The organism is Polynucleobacter nymphae, assembly GCF_018882155.1.
Classification (GTDB): Bacteria; Pseudomonadota; Gammaproteobacteria; order Burkholderiales; family Burkholderiaceae; genus Polynucleobacter; species Polynucleobacter nymphae.
Window position 1 is genome coordinate 557,180 of record NZ_JACVPA010000001.1, and the last position, 19,719, is coordinate 576,898.

Below are 19,719 nucleotides of genomic sequence, written 5' to 3' on the forward strand. Positions count from 1 at the left end.
TGCAAACGCTCTAGCGTGGCAGCTCACCCCATTGGCCGGGATAGTCGTTTAATTGAATACGGGTCAATACTTTATTGGCCCCTATGTTATTTACAGATCTTGGTTTATCAGAGCCCATTCTTCGTGCTATTGCTGAAGAAGGCTATACCAGCCCCACCCCGATTCAAGCTAAATCGATTCCCGCAGTACTTCAAGGCGGCGACCTTCTAGCAGCAGCTCAAACTGGTACAGGTAAAACGGCAGGCTTTACGCTCCCCATTTTGCAACGCCTCAGCTCCACAAAAGCGAGCACTGGCAAACGTCTCTTGCGTGTACTCATTCTGACTCCTACTCGTGAGCTAGCAGCCCAAGTTCAAGAGTCTGTTGTGACTTATGGCAAATACACCGGGCTCAAATCCACTGTGATCTTTGGTGGCGTAGGTGCCAATCCGCAAATTAAAGCGATTGCTGGTGGCTTAGATATTTTGGTTGCCACGCCAGGGCGTTTACTCGACTTGATGTCGCAAAAATGTGTGTCACTCAGTCATATTGAAATTCTGGTGTTAGATGAAGCTGATCGTATGCTTGATATGGGCTTCTTGCGCGATATCAAAAAGATCTTAGCTGCCTTGCCTAAACAACGACAAAATCTCTTGTTCTCAGCAACCTTCTCTACTGAGATTAAAGCATTGGCAGATAGCTTATTAAATTCTCCAGCCTTGATTGAAGTCGCTCGTAGTAATAGTGCGAATGAAGCGATTGCCCAGCTAATTCATCCTGTTGATAGAACCAAGAAACATCCTTTGCTTGCGCATTTGATTCAAACGAATAACTGGAAGCAAGTATTGGTCTTCACCCGCACCAAGCATGGTGCCAATAAGCTTGTCACCCAATTAGAAAAAGATGGCATTACTAGTATGGCCATCCATGGTAATAAGAGTCAAACAGCTAGAACAAAGGCTTTGGCAGATTTCAAGGCAGGTAAGCTGACTGCACTAGTAGCAACCGATATTGCTGCTCGCGGTATCGATATTGACCAACTACCCCATGTAGTGAACTACGACTTACCAAACGTATCTGAAGATTATGTACATCGGATTGGACGCACTGGTCGTGCAGGCTCCAATGGTGTTGCTGTCTCTCTGGTTTGCGTTGATGAGCATCAGATGCTCAGGGATATTGAAAAAGTCATTAAACAAAAAATACCTCAAGAAGTCATTGCGGGATTTGAGCCAGACCCTCATGCTGTGGCACAACCGATTCAGCTACGCAGCCAACAACATCAGCAATCGAGAAAGCCTAAGGCTGCAGGCAATAGTGGTGGAGCTGGTCGCGCTCCAGCTAAGCGTAGTAGCCCTCCCAAGCGCAGCTTTAATCGCTAAAATTCCTTCAGATATAAAATATTTTCATGACCCAAGATATACAAACCACTGAACCCCGCCTGACCTCCCTATCACATGGTGGTGGCTGCGGTTGCAAGATTGCCCCAGGTGTTCTTTCTGAAATCCTCAAGAATGTTCCACAACTACCTTTTCCAAAAGAATTACTCATTGGCATTGAGACTTCTGATGATGCGGCTGTTTATCAAATCAATGAATCTCAAGCAATCGTGGCAACGACTGATTTTTTCATGCCCATCGTGGATGATCCATTTGATTTTGGGAAGATCGCTGCAACTAATGCCATCAGTGATATCTATGCCATGGGCGGCACACCGATATTTGCACTGGCCTTAGTAGGTATGCCGATTAAGGTTCTATCTAATAAGACGATTGCCCGAATTCTAGAAGGCGGTGCTGAAGCCTGCCGAACTGCTGGCATTCCAATTGCAGGTGGCCACACCATTGATTCAGTTGAGCCGATCTATGGATTGGTTGCTATTGGACTAGTAGATCCTAAGAGGGTCAAGAGTAATGCCAGCGCAAAGCCTGGCGATGTGTTGATATTAGGTAAGCCACTTGGAGTAGGCATTCTGTCGGCAGCTCTGAAAAAGGATTTGCTAGGGCCGGATGGATATCGGGAGATGATTTCCAATACTACTAAGCTCAATGCTGCAGGGCCAGACTTAGCAAAGCTAGCAGGTGTCCATGCCTTAACGGATGTCACTGGATTTGGATTGGCTGGCCATACCCTTGAATTGGCGAGAGGTTCTCACTGCACTGCCCATATTGATTGGAGCCAGGTTCCACTACTCTCTAATGTGCAGACATTAGCGGATAACGGAGTAATCACTGGCGCTTCTGATCGTAATTGGGAAAGTTATGGCTCTGATGTCAGCATTCCTGCCAACTTCACTCCAGCACAACTGGCTTTATTGACTGATCCACAAACGAGCGGTGGCTTACTGGTTTCTTGTGCTCCGGAATCTGTACAAGAAGTCCTAGACATCTTTAATCAACATCAATTCTTAGGTGCACGCGTCATCGGCCAAATGGGTAAACGACAAGAAAAACCTTTAGTGGTTTCTTGAAGCTAAATAGATCACTCCATTAGGGCCATAAGTCTCTGAGTGGAGCTCTTCAAACCCAAGCTGAAAAACATCTCCAACGGAGTATGTCCTTCGATTTCCCTGAATTAAGATATCGATACTTCCATCGATCACTAAAGCTTTCACTGCAAATGAATGGGTGTGATCATTTAAAAAACCATTTGGGGCTTGCCTTACTTCAATGGGTTCAGGATAGCCCTCTTGCTGCAACATCTGCATAAACTGGCTTGCATTCATAACAGGCTAGCAATAGATCAATAAAAAAGCCTAGCTGATGAAGGCTAGGCTTAGAGGCGAATGTGCTTGAGAATTACTTCTTAGCTTCCATCGCCTCTTTTGTAGCGGTAATTTCTTTGCGGCGCTCTTTGCATGCGCCAGCAATTTCTTGCAAGGCCTTACGAGCACGTGCTGCAGAAGCCTTAATACCTTTTTCAATGAATTTTTCGTTTTCAGCTTTATATGTTTCAAAAGCAGCTAACAATGTATCGTGTTGTGACATCTCGTCTCCCGTTATCAAATAAGTATTCATAGCAACAACGGAGTCAGTATATCCCCATAAAAACAGTGAGAAATAGCCTTTTTTATCAGGGATAACGCCTAGAAACTACATTTAAGCCAAAATGTTTTAATAGCAGAAAACCCGATGGAGATACCCAAAATGCTCAGAAATATCCTGTTTTTATTGATTGCCAGCACCCTCTCCCTCTCGGTGGGCGCCCAGACCAGCGCCTGGCCGTCCCCTAATAAGCCCATAACCTTTATTAACCCCTTCCCCCCTGGCGGGGCTGTGGATGCTTTTGGGCGTCCTCTGGCTAAGCAGCTTTCTACCCAATTAAATGACTCTATCGTGGTCGATAATCGCGGCGGTGCAGGTGGGACCCTTGGCGCTGCAGTTGCAGCAAAAATGGCGCCCGATGGTTACACCTGGCTTCTTGGTGCAGTGCATCACTCTATTGCCCCAAGTATGTATGTCAATCTACCCTACGACATCACCAAAGACTTTGAACCCATTGCCATTATTGGTAGTGTTCCCCACGTCATCGTGGTGAACCCAGCAAAGTTTCCTAAAAATGATTTGAAGTCCATCATGGAAGAGATTCGCAAGAACCCAGGAAAATATAACTACGCATCAACTGGTAATGGCACATCACAGCATTTAGCGGGTGAGCTCTTTAAGATGCAAAACAAATTATTTATTACTCATATTCCTTATCGCGGTACAGGTCCTGCATTGCAAGACTTAGTTGCAGGTCAAGTCGATATGATGTTCGATACCTTAGCAGGTGCAGCACCTTTCATTAAGAGTGGCCAACTCATCGCAGTTGCTGTCGCCAGTAATAAACGTAGCGAGGCCTTTCCGAATGTACCAACTGCTCAAGAGCTAGGTATCAGCAACTTCGTAGTGTCTAGCTGGTACGCTATGTGGGCCATTAAAGGCACCCCTAAAGATATCGTTGAAAAAATGAGTAATGAAGTTCAAATTGCTCTAGCTTCCCCTGAGATCAAAGAGCGTTGGGCAGGCCTAGGTGCAAGCGTTCCTAAAATGACTCGCCCCGAACTGGCAAATTACATCAGCCAGGAAATTGTGCGCTGGAGTGAAGTAGTTAAAAAATCTGGTGCCAAGTTAGACTAAACAAGAAAGTATATGAGTATTTCAACTAAAAATTATGCGTTTGTTCGCAATCAACTTCTGAATAAAGAAGAGATTGCCTTTTTGGATGTACGGGAAGAAGATCCGCATGCGCAAGAGCATCCTTTATTTGCGGCGAATGTGCCGCTCTCTCGCATTGAGATAGATGCCTATAGCAAACTCCCCAGAAAAAATGTTCCGATCGTGACACTGGATGATGGCGAGGGTGATGCTGAACTAGCAGCACAGCGATTCATCAGTCTTGGCTATACCGATGTCTCTGTATTTGAAGGTGGGATCCAAGCTTGGAAAGCAGCTGGCGGTGAGTTATTTCGTGATGTCAATGTTCCTAGCAAGTCTTTTGGCGAGCTCGTTGAATCTCAGCGTCACACCCCTTCTCTATCGGCCCAAGAGGTGAAGAAGCTGCTCGATGATAAAGAAGATGTAGTGGTGCTTGATGTGCGCCGCTTTGATGAATACAACACCATGAGCATCCCAAGTGGTATTAGTGTTCCAGGTGCTGAACTGGTATTGCGCGTCTCTGAATTGGCGCCCAATCCAAAAACCAAAGTGATTGTGAATTGCGCGGGCAGAACGCGGAGCATCATTGGCACACAATCTTTGATCAATGCCGGCATTCCGAATGAAGTCAATGCATTACGTAATGGCACTATTGGCTGGACTCTTGCTGGGCAAGAACTAGACAAAGGTCAGAGTCGTAAATTTAAAGCAGTGAGCGAAAACACGGCAAGCGAAGCTTCGGCTCGCGCTCGCAGTGTTGCCGATAGAGCGCATGTTAAACGCACTACTCTTGGTGAAATTGCGAAATGGAAATCTCAAGCAGAGCGAACTACCTATTTCTTTGATACCCGCACACCTGAAGAATATGAGGCTGGCCATCTTCCAGGCTTTCGTTCTGTACCAGGCGGCCAGCTGGTTCAAGAAACAGAGATGGTCGCACCTGTGCGTGGCGCCCGCATCGTCTTAGCCGATCCCAGTAGCAGCGTGAGAGCCAATATGCCGGCCTCCTGGTTAGCGCAGATGGCCTGGGATGTATATGTAGTTGATGGCCTGAAGACATCTGACCTCAGTGAAATAGGTGTTTGGAAAGCTCCCTTACCAACTCTTCCTCAAGTTCAATTCGTGGATGCTGCTACGGTCTCGCATTGGCTCAAGGCGGATAGCAATACACTTATGGTAGATTTTAGTACTCACGCCAATTATGTGAAGGGCCACATCCCTGGAAGTTGGTATGCCTTGCGCTCGCAATTAGCTGATGCAATCAAAAAAATTCCTCAAGTAGATCGCTATGTGCTCACTAGCACCCCACCCCAATTAAGCATGTTTGTTGCGCAAGAGTTTCAAGCTCTTACTCAGTCTGAAGTATTGGTCTTGGACGGTGGCAATGGAGCCTGGGCTACTGCAGGTCTTGAACTGGAAAAGGGGCCTAGTCGTTTAGCCTCCCCGCCATTGGACCGCTATAAACGTCCTTACGAGGGTACTAGCGTAGATCCCGCTGCAATGCAGGCCTACCTAGACTGGGAGTTTGGTTTAGTAGCACAACTGGGCAAGGATGGAACCCATCACTTCTGGGTTCTCTAGTCCTTATTCTGCATTGCAAGAGTGCTTAAGCGATTTTGTTACGAATGATGCCAACGCCAGTGATTTCAGTTTCCATCATATCGCCTGGCCTTAAGAACTCAGGCGGCTTTCTGCTAAAGCCCACCCCTGAAGGTGTTCCTGTAGCAATGATGTCGCCTGGCAATAAAGTCAAACTACGTGACAACTCAGAAATAATGACCGGAATCTTGAAGTACATTTGCTTGTAACTTGCATTTTGTTTTTGCACGCCATTCACTTTGCAAATAATCCTAGTGTCATCCAGATTCACGCCACCTGCAGTGACAATCCATGGCCCCATGGGCCCATGTCCATCTAGACTCTTGCCTTTGAACCATTGACCTGAGTGACGCTTTTGCTGAACATCACGTGCCGTCGTGTCGTTATATGCCGAATAACCAAAGACATAGTCCATCGCATTCTCTTCGGAAATATTTTTACCCTTTTTACCAATCACAAGAGCTAACTCAGCCTCCCAATCAATCGCAGTGGAATAGCTAGCATCATAAGGAATGGAATCAAAAGGCCCATTCATGGTTTGCGTACCTTTAGTAAAGAGTACTGGGACTTTTGGATATTCTTTAACGGATTTATCTTCGCGAGTTTGCATACCCTCTTCAAAGTGATCCAAATAGTTCCAGCCCACACAATAGATATTGCTCTGTGGCTTGGGAATTGGTGATAGCAAGACCACATTGTTCACGCTCACCAAATTTGATCCGCGATTCTTAAAAATAGTGGCAAGCTCTACTAGAGCCCGATTACCAGAAGCGGCTAAAGAAATCATCGAAGTTGGATCAAAGGAAAGCTCAATCTTCTGGCGCTTAGCTTCTGCCGGAATATCCACCATGAGCCCATCATTAGTTACGAGGCCCAATCTGGATGTTGCGCCCATCTGTGGTAAATAATTAGCAATGCGAAGACCCGCTTTGCCAGTCATTGGCTGAACCGAAATAGTCTGCTGGTCGCCAGGAGCAGCCATGGCGCTTGAAATAAACATCCCGCTGACTGCTGCGCTTGCTCCTAACTTAAGGGCGTCTCTCCGATTTGTGTCCACAAGGTCTCCTGTAATGAATTTTTCTGACTTAAATAGTAATCCCAAATTAAAAGTCTAGTGTAATTTTGAGATGCTTGAGCAGACTATCCAAATATTGACTATGCTAAGCCCATGTATCTACCCTTAATGCGACTAAGCATCCTGACTCTGAGCCTCCTTGGATTAATAGCCTGTGAGCGAGAAACTTACACTAGCTGGAACTGTAACTCGCCAGCAGAGATCAAGGTTTCCATGGTTCTCAGAAAAGCGCGCATGGAATTTAAGGAACTCAAGCTAGACTATTGCGGCAGTCTGGGCAATCAAAGCTACTTTGACCAAAAATGTCCTATGCTCATCCAAGAGTCTGCCTATACATTTACCCCATCCTCTGGTCTGCTCATTAGCAAAGACCAGGAGTATCAGTGCAGCGCGCTATAAGTAGATGAACCCGCTCAGCCCCAAGAAACTTTTACTAAGCAAATGGACGGCAGTTCAACCAATTGCTAAACAGAAACATTTTTTAGTCAGCAAAGTGATTCTACCTGAGCCACCCAACGAAAAAATTGAGTTTGTAGAAATTGAAGCGGTATTAACGAAAAAGGTTTCACTGATTGCCTGGCGTGATTTGACCAATAGTGAGTTATGGGTACAGGGTTGGCAATAAAAAACCGCCTCAGATTCGAGACGGTTTTTTAACTACCTCTGATGTACTTACTCAGACTTCTTTTTTGATCCTGAAGATTTCTTGACCATCTCATCAATATTTTTTTCTGCAGCATCAGCAACTTCGTTCACAATGCGGCGGCCTTCTTTAAACATGTTCTGCCCAGTGGTAGACATTTCATGAACTACTTTTGATAACTTATCGGCATGTGAGGGCATTTTATTTTCAGCATCTTCCAGCCAAGTTACCAATGAAGCGCGCACCTTCTCAAGATGCTTCTCTGTTTCATCGGCAGCGCTGTCACCAAGATCTTTGAGAACGGATTTCACTTTTTTCTGATAGGCAGCTGCACGTTTAGAAGCCTCTTTAGCAGCCTCTTCTTGTAAATCCTTTAACTTAGCAAAATCATTTTTAGCGGCAGACTTTGCACTATCTAAGGCATTTTTCATACCCCACTCCATCTCAGCCATGTGATGTTCGCCGAGTTTCTTAGCAGCCTCTAATAGCGTATGCGAATAATCAAACAATTCTTTCGCTTTTTCACGCTGCCATTTTTGTAATTCTTTTGCATCCATTTTTAAGCTCCTATCAATAAAGGGTCCATGAAAATCTTCAATTCCACTCTAAACCTAAATTGGCAAACTGCCAATTTCCCCTACTTTAAGACATTAATATGACAATCTCAGGGGGTTAAATGAGGGGTCAATGGGCTAATCGAGCTTTGCTCCAGCCTGATTTACTACCTTCGCCCAACGGGGCATTTCTATAGTCAGAAATTTTGTAAATTGATCCGCATTCAGGAAGGCTGGATCAGCTCCTTGTTCAATCATTCTTTTCTGAATATCAGGCGACTCTAGAGTCTCTTTAAAGGCTTGGCTTAATTTATTGGTCACATCAGGTGGTGTGCCTTTAGGGGCCAGAATTCCATAAAAGCCAACCACCTCAAGATTGGCCACCCCAGTTTCGATCACAGTAGGTGTATTTGGTAATGCAGAATTGCGCTTTGCGCTAGTGACTGCCAATGCCTTCACCTTGCCCTGCTTGGCATAGTTTGCAGCCTGGGGAACCGACTCCGCCATAAATTGGACATGACCTGCAATTAAATCTGTGAATGCTGGTGCGCTTCCTTTGAATGGGATGTGAACCATAAAAATACCAGTCTCGCTTTTCAGCATCTCAGGAACCAAATGTGAGATACCTCCATTACCGGCAGAACCGTAATTCAACTTACCTGGATTCGCTTTAGCATAGGCAACCAACTCTTTTAAAGAATTGACAGGCACGTCTTTATTCACAATCAATGCTAGAGGCTGTTGAGCAGTTCTTGCGATGGGTTGAAAATCTCTGAGGGTGTCGTAAGGGGCTTTGGTATAGATGGCGGGGTTAATCACCATCGTGCCAGTATTTGCTAAAAGGAGGGTATATCCATCCGGTGGAGACTGCGCTACAAACTGAGCACCAACAGCCCCGCCAGCACCTGCTTTGTAATCTACGATCACTGTCTGCCCAAGAGCAGATTGCAGCTTATCAATCAAAAGACGTATATGCGCATCTAGAGGGCCTCCTGCAGGGAAGCCAATAATAATTTTGATTGATTTATCAGGGTAAGCGGCTTGCACATGGAAAGGTATTGCCAGCATGATGCTCAGCAGTAATGTCCTGACAATTTGTGTGGGCTTAAGCATAGAAATCAGACATTGAATGTACTTAGATACACTTTACCTTAAGCCCACTTTAGAAATAGAAATTAATGGATAGTCTTATACAACTGATGAGTGATCCCAATGCTTGGGTAGCATTTTTAACACTTTCCGCCCTAGAAATCATTCTAGGGATAGATAACATCATATTTATTAGTGTCATTGCCAACAGGCTCCCTTTAGAGATTCGAGAAAAGGTGCGGCGCTTTGGCCTTATTTTTGCATTAGTAACCCGCATCTTATTGCTGCTTAGTCTATCTTGGGTCATGAGCCTTACCAACCCGCTCTTTAGCATGAACGATCATGCCATTAGCGGTAGAGATCTGATTTTATTGCTAGGCGGCTTCTTCTTAATTTGGAAAGCCTCAAAAGAAATCTATGTCGAAGTTGAAGTTGGCGAAGATGATGATGAACAAGGAGATGCTAGTAAGGCAACCGTTAATAAGTCCATGCTTTCTCTATTTGTTGGTTCCGTATTACAAATTGGTATATTGGACATCATCTTCTCGCTGGACAGCGTCATTACTGCTGTAGGTATGGTTGATGACATCAGTATCATGATTGCTGCAGTATTAGCATCTGTGATGATCATGTTGATTGCTGCTAAACCCATTGGTGATTTTGTCCATCGCCACCCTTCGATTAAAGTGTTGGCCCTATCCTTTTTAACTGTTGTAGGCGTAGTGCTGATTGCTGAAGGTATGGGCGTTCATATTCCTAAGGGTTATGTCTATGTTGCGATGGCTTTCTCACTCGCTGTTGAGCTACTCAATATTCGCTCTCGGCAAAAGAAGAAAAAGTTAAAGTAAGTTAAAGAGCTTGGGCACAAACAAAACCACTTGCCCAGGCCCATTGGAAGTTATGACCACCTAAGTGACCTGTGACATCTACACACTCACCGATAAAAAATAACCCCGCATGCGTGCGTGACATCATCGTTTGACCATCTAAGCCCTTAGTGTCTACGCCACCTAACATGACCTCAGCCTTTTTCCAGCCTAAGGTGCCAGCAGGCTTTACAGACCAATTGGTGAGCAACTCCTTAAGCAACTGACGGTCTTTTTTTGACACCTCGGCCCACTTACGACCAATGAGGTTTTTTTGTTCGGCAAACGCTTTGGCTAAGCGCAGCGGCAAAACAGAAGACAATATGGTCTCAGCAAGCTTCAAACGATTGTCCTCATCGTTAAATAAGGTATCGCAATTAAATCCACCCGCTACTTCAATAGCGCCAAGCCAATCAATATGAATCGGCTCACCCTCACCCCAATAGCTGCTTGCTTGAAGAACCGCTGGTCCTGATAAGCCTTTATGGGTTAGGAGCAAGTCTTCGTTAAATCTGCACGCGCCATAACGATGTCCTTTTGTACCAGATGCAATTCTGACGGGAACGCTAAGACCCGCTAGATCATTCAGGTTTCCAAATGTATCCGCTGTAAATGACAGTGGTACCAATGCGGGTCTTGGATCTACTACTGGGAGTCCAAATTGTTTTGCGATATCCAAAGAGTAAGCAGTAGCGCCAATTGCTGGAACTGGTAAGCCTCCTGTTGCCATGACTACAGTCTTGGTTTTTTCAGTGCCTGTATTGGTATGTACTAGCCAGCCCGATTCTTCTTGGGTAATCGCTTCAACAGCAACCGGATTACGAATAGTGACCTTACCCTTGGCACACTCCGACATCAGCATATCGATAATCTGCTTGGCGGAGTCGTCGCAAAAGAGTTGGCCTTGATGCTTCTCGTGATAAGCAATTCCATATGAGTCAACTAGCTTGATAAATTCTTTTGATGGATATTTAGCAAGTGCGCTTTTGACAAAATGGGGATTGAGTGAAAGAAAGTTGGCTGGGCTGCTATACGAATTAGTAAAGTTACAACGCCCACCACCACTAATGCGGATCTTCTCACCCAAGACGGAAGCATGATCTAAGACTAAAACTTTTTTCCCTAACTGACCGGCAACTCCAGCACAAAATAAACCAGCTGCACCACCGCCAACAATCACGGCATCCCATGTCTTAGTCATATCCTATTTAAAACGGTCAATAATTTCAGAAGAAATATTGAGTTTTTCCATATGACTCTTGGTGTAGGCTTGCCGAAAATTTTTCGTCATGGAGATCATGACTGATGCAGTCCAAGCAAAAGCAAACATACCGGAGAAGGCAATGATCACTGCCAGCATTTTCCAGCCATCCGGCAAGATATCATCCATGAACCCCATTGCTGTGTAAGTACTGCCGCTAAATAAAATACTCTGGCCTAAAACTGGCAGCAACTTAAGAGCATAAAGTGCAATGCCCCAGAGGATAATTTCAGCAATATGGGTTAAAAATAAACAGAAAATACTGATATAAAAACAGAGTGCCACTTCTGAATATTTCTTTTCACCCAGATATAAGAAAGATTTGACCTCGTAACGCTTAGAAATTTGCAATAAGGCTAGGCCATGGAAAATCATCACCAGTAATAGCATGATGGTACCCATGAGGTAGCCAGGTAAGTCTAAAGAGGTGGAGATAGTGGTGTCTTGTGGGGTCATGGTGAGGTTTTACCTTATTTTACAGGCGAAGCAATTTGCGCAATAAGAACTTTCATCAGGTCAACTGGTAGTGATTTTTAATAATTACCCAGGCCTCTTTAGCAGTCTCTGCAAAATGAATCGCTTGCATATCGATCTCATCAATCACGCCAAACTCAACCATCTGCTCAAACTTCACCATTCCAGTCCAAAACTCTTTCCCCACAAGGATGATAGGAAAGGGTGTAACTTTTTTAGTCTGCATCAAAGTGAGCACTTCAAAGAACTCATCAAATGAGCCAAAGCCGCCTGGAAACACGACGATTGCCCTGGCCCGCAACATGAAGTGTATCTTGCGTAAGGCGAAATAGTGAAAACGAAAACTAAGGCCAGGACTAATGTATGGATTGGGAAGCTGCTCTCTTGGTAGGCTAATATTAAAGCCGATAGTTTGATCACCTGCTTCAAATGCACCACGATTGGCTGCCTCCATAATGCCGGGACCGCCACCAGTACAAATATGTAACTTGTTAGAGCTCTCCTCTTGGGTAGCGTTGTAGCGAGCAACTATAGTGCCAAACTCCCTTGCAGACTCATAATAATGACTATGCAGTAATGCTTTATTTGCTTTAGCCTTCTCATCTGCGGTTTGTGCGCTCCTTTCCATCTCTAGAGCATTTTCATGACTGACAAAGCGCGTTGAGCCAAAGACTGTGATGGTATGGTCAATCCCGTGTTCGTTGAGCAAAATTTCTGGTTTTAAGAGCTCTAATTCAAAACGAATCCCAATCGTTTCTCTGCGAGCCAAAAAAGCTTCATCATCAAATGCAAACTTATAGGACTCCTCTGAACTTTCTTCAGAAATTTGATGCGGCTCGAGACCTAAATAATCGGTAATGGTCTGGGCATTATTTGTGGGAAGCTTTGGACTCATATTCTTGCCTTTGCTATCGGTTTCATACCATCTTACGCTTTACGGTTTTAAGAGATTAGGCACCATGAGTGCCCCTAAAACTGAGTATTAATACCTAAATAAGCCGCATCAAGTGGTACATAGGGATACTTTGGATTTACCCCGATCCCAACAAAGGTTAATATTGGCCTAATTTCAACCAATCTGAAGGAAGAGCAATGAGTAATCGTTCAATCATCATCATGGTACTGGTATTAGTTGGTGCCACCGCCTATTTACTCATCAAAGGCGACGGTAATATTGATATGGGCGGCGAAAAGCATGGTGCTGAAGCTACTCATGTTGAAGAAGCTAAAAAAGATGCTTCTACAGCAGCTCCAGTTGCACCAGCAGCCGCTCCAGCAGCAGACGCTAAGAAATAATTTTCTTTGGCTAAAGCAAACCGCGGTCCGCCGCGGTTTTTTTATCCCATCTTGAATATGAAATTCTTACTCTGTCTTACTTTCTTCTGTTTTTCACAACTGACATTTAGCCAGTCATCCCAAGTCATGAAATCGATCGACCCTACTACTCTCAAATCATTTGCACCAAGTGGAACCTTACGGGTTGGAATCAACCTAGGGAACCCAGTGCTAGCGAGCGAAGATGCGGCCACTAAAAAACTGAGTGGTATTAGTGTTGATATCGCTGATGAAATTGGTAAACGTATCAATCTACCGATACAACTCATTCCATTTAAATCTGCTAGCGCAACGGTTGATGGCATTAAAAATGGTGAGCTTGATATGGTATTTGTGGCTATTGACCCCGTCCGTGGCGCTGATATTAGCTATACCCCAGCTTATATTCAAATTGAAGGTGCTTATATGGTTAAAGCATCCTCTCCCCTAAAGAACAACGTTGAGGTAGATGTCGCTGGTACTGAAATCGTCGTTGGTAAAGGTAGCGCTTACGATCTTTACCTCACACGAGAAATAAAGAATGCGACTCTTCTACGTGCTGCTAGTTCACAGGCAGTAATCGATGACTTTATGTCTGGCAAAGGCAATGTTGCAGCTGGCGTAAAACAGCAATTAGAAAGTGATGCTAAGCGCTATGAAGGCTTGCGCATGCTGCCGGGACGATTCATGGTAATTAATCAATCTATTGGCATCCCCAAGGCAAGGCCTGATTTTGAAAAAACTACTGCATACTTAAGCGAAGTGATTACACAACTCAAACAATCTGGCTTTGTAGCCAACTCTATGCAACGCCATCATATCCAAGGTGCGAAAGTAGCGGAGTAAACTGTTATAAAGCCCTATGCAATCAATAAGTACAGCAGAACATCAGCGTCGATACATCTACGGCATCCTTATGGCCGGAGTTGGCTCGATACTCTTTTCTGGTAAGGGCGTTCTTATCAAACTTTCCTTTAGCTATGGGACTGATTCAGAAACTCTTTTAGCTTTACGTATGCTCATGGCGCTCCCGCTGTTCTGGGTTATCTATTGGTGGGAGTCTCGTAGAAAAGCGATGAACCCACTTAGTTGGCCTGATCTACTGAAAATATTTTTCTTGGGCTTCTTGGGTTATTTTTTTTCAAGCTATTTAAATTTTCTAGGATTGCAATATATCTCCGTTGGGCTCGAGCGAATTGTGCAATACCTCACTCCAACAATCGTGCTCTTCATCTCATACTTTGTTTTGAAAAAAGCTATTTCTCGATTGCAATGGTACGCAATGGTTGTAGGCTACATTGGGGTGATGATTGTATTTATTCAGGATGCCAGCTCTACTGGTATCAACGCATGGCTTGGCATGGTCTTGGTATTCGGTAGCGCCTGCTCCTACGCAATCTACCTCATTAGCTCAGGGGAAATGGTTCAGCGCGTTGGTAGCGTCAGACTCGTGGTCTATGCAAGCACTATCTCTGCGCTCTTAAGTTTAATTCAGTCTACCTTTTACAATCCCAGCGCTATCTTCGAGCAAGCCCAAGCGATTTATTGGTTCAGCCTCCTGAATGCAGGCTTATGCACTGTCGTTCCAATGCTCCTCATCATGATTGCCATTAATCGTATTGGCTCACCACTAGTTGCACAAGCTTCAATTCTTGGGCCTGTATCTACCGTCTTTTTAGGTTATTTTATTTTGTCCGAACCCATTACCTGGATTCAAATCAGCGGAATGAGTTTGGTTATTGCTGCGATGTGGTTATTAGTACGTAATGACGGCATAAGAAAAAAGTCACCGAACTCTAGTGAGTCAGATGACTTTAATAAAACTGAATCCCTCAATTGATTGAGGGAAAAATGATTACTGAGTAGCTGCGCCTGAAGTAGTCTTAGCTTTCTTCTTAGAAGTCTTTTTTGATTTTTTATCAGCTTTCTTAGCTTTCTTGTCTGTTTTCTTTGCTTTCTTATCCGCAGCTTTGTCTGTTGGGGCTGCTGCAGGAGCAGGCGCTGCAGCCGGCGGAGTTGCAGGAGTTGGATCAGCAGCCATGACTGAAATTGGAGAAATCCCAATGGCTGCGGAAATCAGAGTGGCTAAACCTAAACGAGCGATACGAGAAATCATGGAATTCTCCAAGATGGTTTGTAGATAATTGAATAATACTCATAAATTTGCTATTAATGCATCATTTTGAAAAGGTCTGCAATGAAGGATTTTCCTAAAGATATCTTTACTGAACCCCAAGGCTATTCAGTCAATACTCTAGAGAATTTGGGGGCCTTCACTGGCATGGCTGGTATTTGGGAAGGCATTCGAGGCATGGACCTCAAACCCAAGGCAGATGGTCCGAGAGAGCAAGCCTATGTTGAGCATATAGAACTTCAGCCAATTGATCCCCAAACTAATGGGCCGCAATTATTTTATGGCTTGCGATACCACTCTCACATCACAAAGCCAGAACAAATCAAAACCTATCATGATCAAGTCGGCTATTGGCTATGGGAGCCTGCGACTAGTAGCATCATTCACACACTCACCATTCCTCGTGGGATGACTACTATGGCCTGCGGTAAGGCCATGGTGAATGATAGGCAATTTGCGTTACACGCCAAAGAGGGAGATCCATGTGCCGGGATTTCTTCTAGCCCATTTCTGGATTACGCTTTCAAAACGGTGGAGTTTCATATTCAAGTAAACATCAATGCAGATGGCACTTGGTCTTACGAACAAGATACGGTCTTAAAAATTAAAGGCCAAGAAAAACTGTTTCACCATATCGATAAAAATACGCTCTATAAGATTGGTGAGGCAAGCCCTAATCCACTTGCACGGTAAAAAAGAAAAAGGCCATCATCAGATGGCCTTTGTATTCTCTAGAGCAAGCGTTACGCAGGTTGAGCTTCTGCCTCAGTAATTTTTTCCAAGGCTGCAGCCAATTGACCAACAGTACGGTCAACATGAGTTAATTTTTCTAGACCAAATAAACCAATACGGAATGTACGGAAGTCTGGTCTTTCATCGCACTGCAAAGGAACACCAGCAGCTGTTTGCAAACCCAGTGCAATGAACTTTTTGCCAGATTGAATATCAGGATCTTTGGTATAGCTCACCACTACGCCAGGAGCCTGAAAGCCCTTCGCAGAAACAGAGTGATAACCTTTAGATACCAATAATTCACGAACCTTATTGCCTAACTCGACTTGCTTTGCCTTGAGTGCTGCAAAACCAAGCGATTGTGTTTCTTTCATCACACTGCGTAAGATCTTAAGAGCATCTGTAGGCATCGTTGTGTGATACACGTGACCACCCTTTTCATAGGCTTCCATGATCTGCAGCCACTTTTTAAGATCCATGGAGAAGCTAGTACTCTGAGTTGCATCAATCTTCTCGCGTGCTCGCTCGCCTAAGGCGATCAATGCGCAGCATGGAGAGCTGCTCCAGCCCTTTTGTGGCGCAGTGATCACTACATCCACATTGCAGGCTTTCATATCCACCCACATTGCGCCTGAGGCGATGCAATCTAATACAAATAGGCCATTGACAGAGCGCACAGCCTCACCTACTGCTTTGAGATAGTCGTCTGGCAGGATGATGCCTGCTGAAGTTTCAACGTGCGGTGCGAAAACGACTGCTGGCTTTTCTTTTTTAATTAAGGCTACTACTTCTTCAATCGGAGCTGGTGCAAATACGCCTTGGGTAGTTGGCTCCAACTGACGACCTTTGATAACGGTAACGTCATTCGTAATATTGGCTAAATCAAAAATTTGTGTCCAGCGATAGCTAAACCAGCCATTGCGCAACACTAAACATTTTTGATTGTTAGAAAATTGACGTGCCACAGCTTCCATGCCGAAAGTGCCGCTACCAGGAACGATGACTGCGGAGCTGGCGTTGTAGGCGTCCTTTAGTACGCTGGAAATATCGACCATGACACGCTTAAACTCTTCAGACATGTGATTTAAGGAGCGGTCGGTATAAACAACCGAGAACTCTAATAAACCGTCTGGATCAACATTGGGGAGTAAACCTGGCATGGCAATTTCCTAAGAATTTCTGTGATTAGAGCTAAATGATACTGATTTAGCAGTTTACTGCACTGCAACCTTATTTTCTTTGAGCAATTTAGGCTGTTTTGACCAGTCTAAGGGCAGAAATGCAGGAAATCCACTCAGTCCGATCAATCAGCGCCTAATTGCAAATGGCTTTTCTGACGCTTTTCGATGGAATTCTTTAACAAAGCCGCCACTCTATATAAGCCATGGGCAAATTTGCCATAAGGCATAGTCAAAAAGAAGCCCATGACAAAACCTAAATGAATCGCTAGCAGGGAAGCCATTGCGGCAGAATCTCGATAAGCCAGCAAGAGTAGGCCTGAAGCACTAATTAAAAATAAGAGCACGATAAATGCCCTATCCATTGGTTTTTGACTCGCGTCTCCATGCGCAGAATTTCTTTGCAAATTTAAATACAACAAACCTACGGGGCCAATAAGTAAACCAATGCCGCCAAGTGTTCCTAAAATTACTGGCAGGCTACTCAAAGCGTAAGGCGCATGCCAATCAAAGAAGTAGTGATAAATCGTTGCAACGCTAGTGGAAGCTAAGCACAGCATGAAGCCATAAAAAGTGAAGTGGTGGAAGCGTTTTCTCCAGAGAGAAAAAGCATCATCTTCATTATTGCAACCATCGCCATGCCCTCCTCCAAGATATTTCAGAGTCAGGGCGTCATGAGTGGCCTCTGCCGCAGCGCTAGCAGTGATTGTTCCAGCAGAAATACCTCTCCAAAAATCAACAATCCCAATTGAAATTGCAATGAATGAAAAACTGAACACTGCGCCAAACATCACTACCAGTGTGTTGTGGGAAAAGATTGCATAGAAATTACCATCAAGCGGCCCTGAGAATAAAGAACCATTTAAGAGCGCACTTAACAGTAAGAAAAAGGTGATAGAGAGCGATACCGCCATTGAGACAGTAATTCCATTACTTTTATATAAAGCACCGAAAGACTTAGGCCATGCATAAGTGATATAGGTCTCTTTACGAACCTGCGCCATGACACGCGGTATATTGACACCGAACTCATGCGGTGCCGCGTATTGGCAGGCATGTAGACAAGCTCCGCAGTTATGGCACAAGTTGGCCAAATAATCGACTACGCTGGGAGTGAACGCAATCCGGCGGGTCATCGCTGGGAATACGGCACAAAATCCTTCGCAATAGCGACAGGCATTACATATCTGTAGCATACGGTCAGCCTCAGCCTCTGGCGTTCCCGCAGCGAGATCACCCGCTTCTTTAATCAGCAACTTAAGCTCTTGCATGCTCAGCCTCCATACTTTGCTTCTTCGATGCTTTAGCAGCCTGGGCTGCTTGGCTTCCTGCAATACGGCCAAAGACAGTGCCAATAGTCATGCCAATACCAGCAGCATATCCTTTGCCTAATATATTGCCTGCCATCATTTCACCGGCAACAAATAAATTGGAACTGGGTAGGCCATTAAAACGAACAGCAGCAGTCTTGTCAGTCTTAAGGCCTAAGTAAGTAAATGTCACACCCGGACGAACCGTATAGCCATAGAAGGGTCCTGTGTCGATTGGCAAAGCCCAATGGGTTTTGGCTGGCTCTAGCCCTTCGGTATGACAGTCATCCAAGATGGTGTGATCAAAGTTACCTACATGGCAAGCAGCGTTATAAGACTGTACGGTTTCTTGTAGCGCTTTTGGATCTAGGCCTAGCTTGATAGCTAGCTCATCTAAGCTATCCGCCTTTTCACCTGGAAATACTGGCGGCATAAAGCGGCCTAATACTTTTGAATCAATAATGGAGTAGGCAATCTGGCCAGGCTCTTGAGCTACCAAGCGCCCCCAAAATGCATAACGCTTAGGCCAAAAATCTTCACCCTCATCAGAGAAGCGCTGGGCATTTTTATTCACCACAATTCCAAATGAAACTGCGTCAATACGAGTACAAATGCCGCCATCGTATAAAGGTGCCCGCGCATCTACGGCAACCATATGCGCTTGGGTTGGATCGCTTACTGAATCAGCCCCTAAGGAAATAAGTTGCTTTAGTAAAACGCCATTGTTATATCTAGTGCCACGAATGAGGAAATTGTCTGCTGGTGATTCGCCATATTGGTTAACACCCCAGGCCTCCTTTAGCCATTCACGATTAGACTCAAAACCGCCCGCAGCCAAAACACAGGTCTTAGCTTCAATGCGTTCATCACCAACACAAGCAGCTAGAAATTTTCCATCTTTGATTTCAACTGAAGCAACTGGAGATTCATAGCGAATTTGAATTCCTAACTTTTCTGCGCTGCGATAGTAGGCATTAACCAAGGCTTTACCGCCACCCATAAAAAAGGCATTCGTGCGGGAGAGATTCAAAGTGCCTGATAAAGGTGCCTGAAAGCGTACGCCATGATGACGCATCCAATCACGACATTGGGAAGAGGCGCGAATGACCAATCTTGCTAATGACTCATCAGTGATCCCGCTAGTGACTTTCAAAACATCTTGCCAATACTCTTCTTCAGAGTAGGCTTCAAGCATGACATCTTGAGGTTCATCATGCATTGCGCGGATATTGCGAGTATGCGAAGAATTTCCACCGCGCCAATCTTTAGGCGCAGCCTCTAGAAGCAAAACGCTAGCGCCCGCCTCCCGAGCCATCAAGGCGGCGCATAAGGCAGCATTACCACCACCAATCACTAATACATCCAACATGGC

At 44.8% G+C, this 19,719-nt stretch carries 23 protein-coding genes; 11 read left to right on the forward strand and 12 right to left on the reverse strand.

Annotated features, from left to right (window positions below; genetic code table 11):
- Positions 1–83 precede the first annotated feature (83 nt).
- Together ICN29_RS02870 and selD are read left to right on the forward strand one after the other, a co-directional pair.
- On the forward strand, positions 84–1,361 hold the full coding sequence (locus ICN29_RS02870) for a DEAD/DEAH box helicase (protein WP_216129529.1): 1,278 nt from the start codon (positions 84–86) through the stop codon (positions 1,359–1,361).
- Between the two features lie 26 nt (positions 1,362–1,387).
- Complete coding sequence (gene selD, locus ICN29_RS02875) at positions 1,388–2,449, forward strand: selenide, water dikinase SelD (protein ID WP_216129531.1); 1,062 nt, start codon at positions 1,388–1,390, stop codon at positions 2,447–2,449.
- Here selD and ICN29_RS02880 read toward each other — a convergent pair.
- Both ICN29_RS02880 and ICN29_RS02885 read right to left on the reverse strand, forming a co-directional pair.
- On the reverse strand, positions 2,435–2,704 hold the full coding sequence (locus ICN29_RS02880; protein WP_216129534.1) for a cupin: 270 nt from the start codon (positions 2,702–2,704) through the stop codon (positions 2,435–2,437). The genes selD and ICN29_RS02880 overlap by 15 nt on opposite strands.
- A gap of 73 nt (positions 2,705–2,777) precedes the next feature.
- Positions 2,778–2,966: an Hc1-related histone H1-like protein gene (locus ICN29_RS02885; protein ID WP_087909716.1), complete on the reverse strand. Its 189-nt coding sequence runs from the start codon at positions 2,964–2,966 to the stop codon at positions 2,778–2,780.
- A 159-nt stretch (positions 2,967–3,125) separates the two neighbouring features.
- Between ICN29_RS02885 and ICN29_RS02890 the strand changes: the two genes are divergently transcribed.
- The gene (locus tag ICN29_RS02890; protein WP_216129536.1) at positions 3,126–4,100 is read left to right on the forward strand and encodes a Bug family tripartite tricarboxylate transporter substrate binding protein; all 975 of its coding nucleotides are present in this window, start codon (positions 3,126–3,128) and stop codon (positions 4,098–4,100) included.
- 12 nt (positions 4,101–4,112) lie between these two features.
- A complete protein-coding gene (locus tag ICN29_RS02895; protein ID WP_216129538.1) occupies positions 4,113–5,699 on the forward strand; it encodes a rhodanese-related sulfurtransferase in 1,587 nt (528 codons plus the stop codon).
- Between the two features lie 25 nt (positions 5,700–5,724).
- Here the strand turns inward: ICN29_RS02895 and ICN29_RS02900 are convergent, their stop codons facing one another.
- The gene (locus tag ICN29_RS02900) at positions 5,725–6,774 is read right to left on the reverse strand and encodes a fumarylacetoacetate hydrolase family protein (protein WP_216129540.1); all 1,050 of its coding nucleotides are present in this window, start codon (positions 6,772–6,774) and stop codon (positions 5,725–5,727) included.
- A gap of 126 nt (positions 6,775–6,900) precedes the next feature.
- On the opposite strand from ICN29_RS02900, the gene ICN29_RS02905 reads away from it, so the two are divergent.
- The gene (locus ICN29_RS02905; RefSeq protein ID WP_216129542.1) at positions 6,901–7,191 is read left to right on the forward strand and encodes a hypothetical protein; all 291 of its coding nucleotides are present in this window, start codon (positions 6,901–6,903) and stop codon (positions 7,189–7,191) included.
- 4 nt (positions 7,192–7,195) lie between these two features.
- A complete protein-coding gene (locus ICN29_RS02910) occupies positions 7,196–7,417 on the forward strand; it encodes a TIGR02450 family Trp-rich protein (RefSeq protein WP_216129544.1) in 222 nt (73 codons plus the stop codon).
- Between the two features lie 47 nt (positions 7,418–7,464).
- On the opposite strand, the gene ICN29_RS02915 is transcribed toward ICN29_RS02910, so the two are convergent.
- Complete coding sequence (locus ICN29_RS02915; protein WP_216129546.1) at positions 7,465–7,992, reverse strand: phasin family protein; 528 nt, start codon at positions 7,990–7,992, stop codon at positions 7,465–7,467.
- Between the two features lie 135 nt (positions 7,993–8,127).
- On the reverse strand, positions 8,128–9,102 hold the full coding sequence (locus tag ICN29_RS02920) for a Bug family tripartite tricarboxylate transporter substrate binding protein (RefSeq protein WP_216129548.1): 975 nt from the start codon (positions 9,100–9,102) through the stop codon (positions 8,128–8,130).
- A gap of 65 nt (positions 9,103–9,167) precedes the next feature.
- Here ICN29_RS02920 and ICN29_RS02925 point away from each other — a divergent pair, with 65 nt between their 5' ends.
- Complete coding sequence (locus tag ICN29_RS02925; RefSeq protein ID WP_216129550.1) at positions 9,168–9,926, forward strand: TerC family protein; 759 nt, start codon at positions 9,168–9,170, stop codon at positions 9,924–9,926.
- 1 nt (position 9,927) lies between these two features.
- On the opposite strand, the gene ICN29_RS02930 is transcribed toward ICN29_RS02925, so the two are convergent.
- Genes ICN29_RS02930 through ICN29_RS02940 form a run of 3 tightly spaced genes read right to left on the reverse strand, consistent with a single transcriptional unit; the run spans position 9,928 to position 12,574 of the window.
- Positions 9,928–11,145: a BaiN/RdsA family NAD(P)/FAD-dependent oxidoreductase gene (locus ICN29_RS02930; protein ID WP_216129552.1), complete on the reverse strand. Its 1,218-nt coding sequence runs from the start codon at positions 11,143–11,145 to the stop codon at positions 9,928–9,930.
- Positions 11,146–11,148: 3 nt separating this feature from the next.
- The gene (locus tag ICN29_RS02935; RefSeq protein ID WP_216129554.1) at positions 11,149–11,661 is read right to left on the reverse strand and encodes a hypothetical protein; all 513 of its coding nucleotides are present in this window, start codon (positions 11,659–11,661) and stop codon (positions 11,149–11,151) included.
- 55 nt (positions 11,662–11,716) lie between these two features.
- The gene (locus tag ICN29_RS02940; RefSeq protein ID WP_216129556.1) at positions 11,717–12,574 is read right to left on the reverse strand and encodes an LOG family protein; all 858 of its coding nucleotides are present in this window, start codon (positions 12,572–12,574) and stop codon (positions 11,717–11,719) included.
- Between the two features lie 197 nt (positions 12,575–12,771).
- On the opposite strand from ICN29_RS02940, the gene ICN29_RS02945 reads away from it, so the two are divergent.
- The 3 genes from ICN29_RS02945 to ICN29_RS02955 all read left to right on the forward strand — a co-directional run bounded on the left by ICN29_RS02945 (position 12,772) and on the right by ICN29_RS02955 (position 14,833).
- A complete protein-coding gene (locus ICN29_RS02945; RefSeq protein WP_216129558.1) occupies positions 12,772–12,975 on the forward strand; it encodes a hypothetical protein in 204 nt (67 codons plus the stop codon).
- 126 nt (positions 12,976–13,101) lie between these two features.
- Positions 13,102–13,839 (forward strand): ABC transporter substrate-binding protein, encoded by a 738-nt coding sequence (locus ICN29_RS02950; protein WP_216131948.1) that lies wholly within the window; start codon positions 13,102–13,104, stop codon positions 13,837–13,839.
- Positions 13,840–13,855: 16 nt separating this feature from the next.
- Positions 13,856–14,833 carry a DMT family transporter gene (locus ICN29_RS02955; protein ID WP_216129560.1) on the forward strand — a complete coding sequence of 326 codons (978 nt, stop codon included), beginning with the start codon at positions 13,856–13,858 and terminating at the stop codon, positions 14,831–14,833.
- A 15-nt stretch (positions 14,834–14,848) separates the two neighbouring features.
- Here the strand turns inward: ICN29_RS02955 and ICN29_RS02960 are convergent, their stop codons facing one another.
- Entirely contained in the window at positions 14,849–15,109 is a 261-nt protein-coding gene (locus ICN29_RS02960; protein WP_216129562.1) for a protein tyrosine phosphatase, read from the reverse strand.
- Positions 15,110–15,190: 81 nt separating this feature from the next.
- On the opposite strand from ICN29_RS02960, the gene ICN29_RS02965 reads away from it, so the two are divergent.
- A complete protein-coding gene (locus tag ICN29_RS02965) occupies positions 15,191–15,820 on the forward strand; it encodes an FABP family protein (protein WP_216129564.1) in 630 nt (209 codons plus the stop codon).
- A gap of 50 nt (positions 15,821–15,870) precedes the next feature.
- Here ICN29_RS02965 and ICN29_RS02970 read toward each other — a convergent pair whose 3' ends face one another.
- The 3 genes from ICN29_RS02970 to tcuA form a co-directional block, all read right to left on the reverse strand.
- Positions 15,871–17,019, reverse strand: coding sequence for an aminotransferase class V-fold PLP-dependent enzyme (locus ICN29_RS02970; RefSeq protein WP_216129566.1), 1,149 nt, complete (start codon positions 17,017–17,019; stop codon positions 15,871–15,873).
- Between the two features lie 143 nt (positions 17,020–17,162).
- The gene (gene tcuB, locus ICN29_RS02975; protein ID WP_216129568.1) at positions 17,163–18,308 is read right to left on the reverse strand and encodes a tricarballylate utilization 4Fe-4S protein TcuB; all 1,146 of its coding nucleotides are present in this window, start codon (positions 18,306–18,308) and stop codon (positions 17,163–17,165) included.
- Positions 18,295–19,716 (reverse strand): FAD-dependent tricarballylate dehydrogenase TcuA, encoded by a 1,422-nt coding sequence (tcuA, locus tag ICN29_RS02980; RefSeq protein ID WP_216129570.1) that lies wholly within the window; start codon positions 19,714–19,716, stop codon positions 18,295–18,297. Before tcuA ends, tcuB begins: the two co-directional genes overlap by 14 nt.
- Positions 19,717–19,719: the final 3 nt, after the last annotated feature.